This is a genomic window from Arthrobacter sp. NPDC056727 (genome assembly GCF_042790555.1).
Classification (GTDB): Bacteria; Actinomycetota; Actinomycetes; order Actinomycetales; family Micrococcaceae; genus Arthrobacter.
In genome coordinates this window covers 1-5,466 of the sequence record NZ_JBHTZA010000006.1, presented here as the reverse complement: position 1 = coordinate 5,466, position 5,466 = coordinate 1, and the positions used below count along the sequence as shown (strand labels likewise).

The 5,466-nt window shown below is 64.0% G+C and carries 3 protein-coding genes and 1 rRNA gene; 3 read left to right on the top strand and 1 reads right to left on the bottom strand.

Going from position 1 to position 5,466, the window contains the following annotated elements; translation table 11 throughout:
* The 3 genes from ACFRAH_RS07620 to ACFRAH_RS07610 all read left to right on the top strand — a co-directional run.
* Nucleotides 1–436 (top strand): hypothetical protein (locus ACFRAH_RS07620; RefSeq protein ID WP_377990304.1); only part of this gene is annotated, 436 nt, incomplete at its 5' end.
* A gap of 309 nt (nt 437–745) precedes the next feature.
* Nucleotides 746–2,680, top strand: coding sequence for a cytochrome c oxidase assembly protein (locus ACFRAH_RS07615; RefSeq protein ID WP_377990303.1), 1,935 nt, complete (start codon nt 746–748; stop codon nt 2,678–2,680).
* 272 nt (nt 2,681–2,952) lie between these two features.
* Complete coding sequence (locus ACFRAH_RS07610; RefSeq protein WP_377990302.1) at nt 2,953–4,830, top strand: multicopper oxidase family protein; 1,878 nt, start codon at nt 2,953–2,955, stop codon at nt 4,828–4,830.
* 383 nt (nt 4,831–5,213) lie between these two features.
* On the opposite strand, the gene rrf is transcribed toward ACFRAH_RS07610, so the two are convergent.
* Nucleotides 5,214–5,330: ribosomal RNA gene (rrf, locus tag ACFRAH_RS07605) — 5S ribosomal RNA — on the bottom strand.
* Between the last annotated feature and the right edge of the window lie 136 nt (nt 5,331–5,466).

The window sequence follows — 5,466 nt, the reverse complement described above, 5'->3', positions numbered from 1 at the left end:
GACGGTCACCAAACGGCTTACGCTCACCGCCACCAAAACCGCGGCGCTCACCCTCACCCTCACGGCGCGGACGATCACCAAACGGCTTACGCTCACGGTCACCAAACGGCTTACGCTCACCGCCACCAAAACCGCGGCGCTCACCCTCACCCTCACGGCGCGGACGATCACCAAACGGCTTACGCTCACCGCCACCAAAACCGCGGCGATCGCCGTCGCCCTCACGGCGCGGACGATCACCAAACGGCTTACCGTCACGGTCACCGCCGAAACCGCGGCCGTCACGGGAACGGAAACCCCGCGGATCCCCGCCGGAGTTATTGGTCCCCCTAAACGGGCCCCCCTGCCCTCCCCGGTTGCTTCCCGAGTTCCCCCGGTCGTTTCCGCCGCGGTAACCGCCGCCTTTGTGCTCAGCCATGGTGGATTCCTCCTGTAGTGAGCCGACCACTGGCGCGATGTGCAGCCGCTCTTATCCGTGTTTGGTTGTCCTGCGCGACCCGTGGTGAAGCATCCGGTGTCCGCATATCTCTAGCAATTCTAGGTGAGAGCCGGCGCCAGCCACCAACGGCGGGGGCCTTCCAGGGGCCGGCGTGTGCATACTCACAGGGCGCGGGGCGCTCCATCTGGTGCGGTCCGGGGCCGCCGTTCGTGTTTCCGGGCGCCGGCCAGGCGCTGGCGGTCCCACAGGGAAATTCCAAGGAGGCGTGGCAAGACTGGCCCGGACAGCATCCGCCGAGGGGGAACCATGAAGAAATCACGGACGAAGTCGGTGGCTGCCGCTGCCGTGATCCTCGCTTGCGGGGTACTGGCGCTGTTCGTTGCCTACTCGACCGAGGCCGGCAAGGAAGCAGCATTCCTGGACCGGACCGGTGCAGCGGTCATCTGGGGGCTCCCTGTTGCCAAACTTGTTTTCAATGTCGCCGCCGCCGGCACCGTCGGGCCACTGGTCCTGGCGCTCTTTGCCTTTCCCCCGCAGGGTAAGGCGTATTTGAAGGCACTGGGCCTTGCCGGTATTTCTGCTGTCCTTTGGACAGCCGCAGCAACCGCGACCAGCGTCCTCAGCTTCCATTCGCTGGCTAACCTGCCGCTGTTCTCGGAAGGTTCGGGCTCCATCTTCGTCAGTTTCCTGACCGACGTCGACGCCGGGCGGCGAAGTGCACTGACGGTGCTGATCACAGCTACGGCGGCACTTTTGTGTTTTGGCGTCCGGAGCCAGCGGGCTGTTGCCGTCACGGCTGCGCTGGCATCCACGGGGCTGATTCCATTGGCTCTGAACTCTCATGCTGCCGGCGGCGCCAGCCATGCCGACAGCACGGTTTCCGTGGTCATGCACATGGCCGCCGCGGCCATTTGGATCGGCGGTCTGGCAACCCTCGTCCTGCTGCGGCGGATGCTGGGAACGGACCTGCTGGCCGCTGTACGGCGATACTCGACGTTGGCGCTGCTGTCCTTCCTGGCCCTGACGATCTCGGGCGTAGCAGCTGCGCTGGCAGGCATCGGAACGGTTGAAGGGCTGGCCACGCAGTACGGCCTGATTCTCCTGGCCAAGACGGCCACGCTGGGGATTCTGGGCGTGTTCGGAGCGTTGCACCGGAAGTGGATCCTCACCAAGGTGGAATCAGTCCCAGGCAAGGCGCGAGGCGCTTTCGCCGTGCTGGCTGTGGCGGAGCTTGCGGTGATGGCAGCCGCATCGGGACTGGCAGCCGCCTTGGCGCGCACTCCGCCGCCGACCGTCTCGCAGTCGGCACCCGCCCAGGTGCCCCTTCGTCTTCCAGGTTTGGTTGATCTTTTCGGCAGTTGGAAGCCCGATGCTTTGTGGATCTTCCTCTGCTCCGTGGCTCTGTTCCTCTACGCGGCCGGAATGCGCCGGGTTCGGCTGCAGGGACGGCGCTGGCCCCCGTACCGGGCGGCACTGTGGTTTGCCGGAGTCACTCTGCTGTTCCTGGTCACCAACGGAGGGCTTCGCGTTTACCAGGAGTACCTCATCAGTGTGCACGTCACGACGCAGATGCTTTTGATCGGCGTCGTTCCGCTTCTGCTTGTGCCTGGTGCACCGCTGAAACTGGCCAGGCTCGCCACTCCCCCCAGGCAGGATGGCACGATCGGCGGCGCAGAGGCCCTCACCATGACGCTGCGTCCGCTTCTGAGTGCCACCTCGGCACCCTATCTGGCGGCTGCCGGGCTGGCCGCAGTGCTCGCTGCCGTGTACTACACGCCCCTGCTGGACTACTCGTCACGCACCCAGTTCGGGTACCAGGCGATGGCCGTGTTGGCGTTGCTGTCCGGCTGCCTGTTCACTGCCGCCATTGCCCGTACCACCGGCGCCGGGCACGCTGACGACGGCGACGGACGGTCCGGATCGTCGCTGGCCTCCAGGCTGCTGGCCCTTGGTGCCGTGGCCGCTCTCTACGCGGTGCACGGCTGGGCCCTCGCACAGCAGGCAGACCAGCTGCCGGATTCGCGGCGGCAGGAATGGGTGATCGCGGTTGGACAGCCCTGGAACCAACCGCTTCTGGCTGTCGTGGAACCGGCGGGCATGGCCATGTGGGTCATCGCGGCCAGCACGCTTCTTGCAGCGGCTGCAATGGTGCTGCTGCGGTCCCGCCGGCCTTCCGCGGGTACCGGGAAGCATGTGGCCCAGCAGCCTGCAAAGGACCTTGTCCTCTCCTCGGAATCCTGACCCTCAGAATTATCGGGGTAACCCCCATATCACCAGCGGCTAGCCACCCGACATGGCCGCTAACAGCCCTATCTTCCTCAAGGTTTCCGCAGGGTAGGTCATACACCCTTCAAGTAAATCAATTGGACTTTCAGACGCCGGAGGTAGTCGTGCAGGTTTCACGCCGACAGGCATTGCAAATTGGTGGAGTGGGGATCATCGGTGCATTTGGACTTGCCGTGCCGTTGACATCGGTCAATGCCAAGTCGGCAAGCCAGCTGTCGTCCCGCAACATGCCGAAGCCATTTCAGCGGGCACTTCCCATTCCGGAGGTGCTCAGGCCCAAGAGCACCACCGTGGACCCCGACGGACACAAGAGGCATCTGTACAAGATCGAACAGAAGGCAGCGCTGGCGAACATCGTGCCGGGCCTCAGCACCCCTATCCTCGGCTATAACGGGACGTTCCCGGGCCCGACCATCAAGGTGAACCAAGGCGAACGCATCACGCTGGAGATGGACAACGTCTTGCCTCTGTTCCACCCGCAGTGGGGATACCGGCTAGACACCTCAACCCACCTGCACGGCTCGGCGTCCCTCCCGCAGTTCGACGGCTACGCCAACGACCTCACGGGCCGGGACTACTGCAAGGACTACGAATACCCCAACTTCCAGCCGGCACGGACCCTCTGGTACCACGACCACGCCGTCCACAACACTGCCCAGAGCGTCTATTCCGGCCTGGCCGCCCAGTACCACCTGCACGACGAAGTGGAAGGCAACATTCTTCCGCAGGGCAAGTTTGATGTTCCGCTGACCATTTCCGATGCCATGTTCGCTGCCAACGGCTCCCTCGGCTACAACGACAACACACACTCAGGCCTGTGGGGCGACGTCATTCTTGTCAACGGGGCCCCCTGGCCAGTGATGAAGGTCCAGCGAAGGATCTACCGATTCCGCATTCTCAATGCATCCATTGCGCGCTCCTACCGCTTCTGCCTGAGCACGGGAGACCCCATGACCATTGTCGCCACGGACGGAGGCCTGATGCCCGCAGCCCAGCAGGTGACATCCTGGCGGCACGGCGGCGCTGAGCGCTACGAGGTGCTGATCGACTTCTCGAAGTATCCCGCCGGCAAGCGGGTGGAACTGCGCAACCTGTCCAACAAGAACAACGTGGACTACGACTTCACCAACAGGATCATGGCTTTCGATGTGACAGACGAGCCTGTGGACACGTCCGGGCCCGGCGCCAAGGCGTTGCCTTCGCTGCTCGCCCCGAGCACCACCATGAGCCTGACCTCCTCCCAATCCGTCAAGACCCGGCGCATGCGTGTGAAGCGGGACAACGGCATGTGGACGATCGGCGGCATGACCTGGGACGAGGTGGTGGCGAGCGGCTATAAAAAGGTGCTTGCCAACCCAGACCTGGACGATGTGGAGATCTGGGAAATCGAAAACAGCTCAGGCGGGTGGTTCCACCCCGTCCACATCCATCTGGTGGACTTCCAGATCCTCAGCCGCAACGGTCAGGCACCCTTCGCCCACGAACGCGGGCCCAAGGATGTGGTCTACGTGGGCGAAGGCGAGACGGTACGGCTGCTCATGAAGTTCGAACACCAGCGCGGCCGGTACATGATCCATTGCCACAACCTGCCACACGAAGATCACGACATGATGGCCCAATTCAGCGTTGGGATCAACACGAACGACCCCGACCCCAACCATCCGGTCGAGGCAGTGCGGCCGCATCTCATCAATCAACCCGCGCCTGCCCAGGGCTCGAGGGAAGTACAGGCACCGGAAGCCACCCAGCCAACGCAAACGTCGACGCCGGCTACCACCGCGCCGGTTCCGGCTCCGGCTCCGGCTGCGGCCCCCGTGGGACAGAAGGACATGGTGACGATTGCCGCCGCCCGGCACCGCCTTCGGAAGGACGTGACTTTCAGTGGAACTTCCAGGTACGCCGGCTCGACGGCGGCAACCTCGGCGACCGTCGTGCTCTACGACGTCACGCCAGGGCGTGCCGCCACGCGGCTCGGCACCGTAAAGGCCAACTCCCTTGGGACCTGGACGCTCACGGCCAAGCCCGGGCCAAGCAAGCAAGTCACCATGGTCAAGGCCGAATCAGGCCTGGGCGGAACCGCGACATCAAGCGTACGGACCAGCTGAGCAAGGGCCCTTAAGTGGCTCGGGCCCCGACACATTTGTCGGGGCCCGAGCCGTGCCAACTGCGGGAGCGTTTGGGAAAAACCCGCAGGATCTGAGGAAGGGTTGGTGAATACCCGACGGGATCTGAGGAGGGGTTGGTGAATACCCGACGGGATCTGAGGAGGGGTTGGTGAATACCCGACGGGATCTGAGGAAGGGTCTGTGAATACCCGACGGGATATGCGGAAGGGTCTGTAGTAAGGCGGGAGGATCTGCGGGAGCGTGTGGGGGGTGTCTGTTCGCCTGGGACGCGGCCCCGGGGTGTTGTCGGGTGTGGGTGGTGGTGTTTAAATGCGGGAGAGCCCCGACCAGTGATCCTGGTTGGGGCTCTCGACCTAATGGTTGTCCGGCGGTGACCTACTCTCCCACACCCTCCCGGGTGCAGTACCATCGGCGCTGTGGGTCTTAGCTTCCGGGTTCGGAATGGGACCGGGCGTTTCCCCCACGCTATGACCGCCGTAACCCTGTTACCCGAACCCCCTTGGCGGGGGTGGGAAAACTATGGTTACACGATGCCGCGGTGACGCGGCTGTGGTGTATTCAGTTGTGGTTGGTTCCTGTGACCGAACAAGCCCTGGCGGGTTTGTTGGTTGGGAA

Bases quoted from the DNA above. Each gene is read 5' to 3' on its own strand.
- ACFRAH_RS07615 (WP_377990303.1), top strand. From the start codon at position 746: ATGAAGAAATCACGGACGAAGTCGGTGGCTGCCGCTGCCGTGATCCTC.
- ACFRAH_RS07610 (WP_377990302.1), top strand. From the start codon at position 2,953: ATGCCGAAGCCATTTCAGCGGGCACTTCCCATTCCGGAGGTGCTCAGG.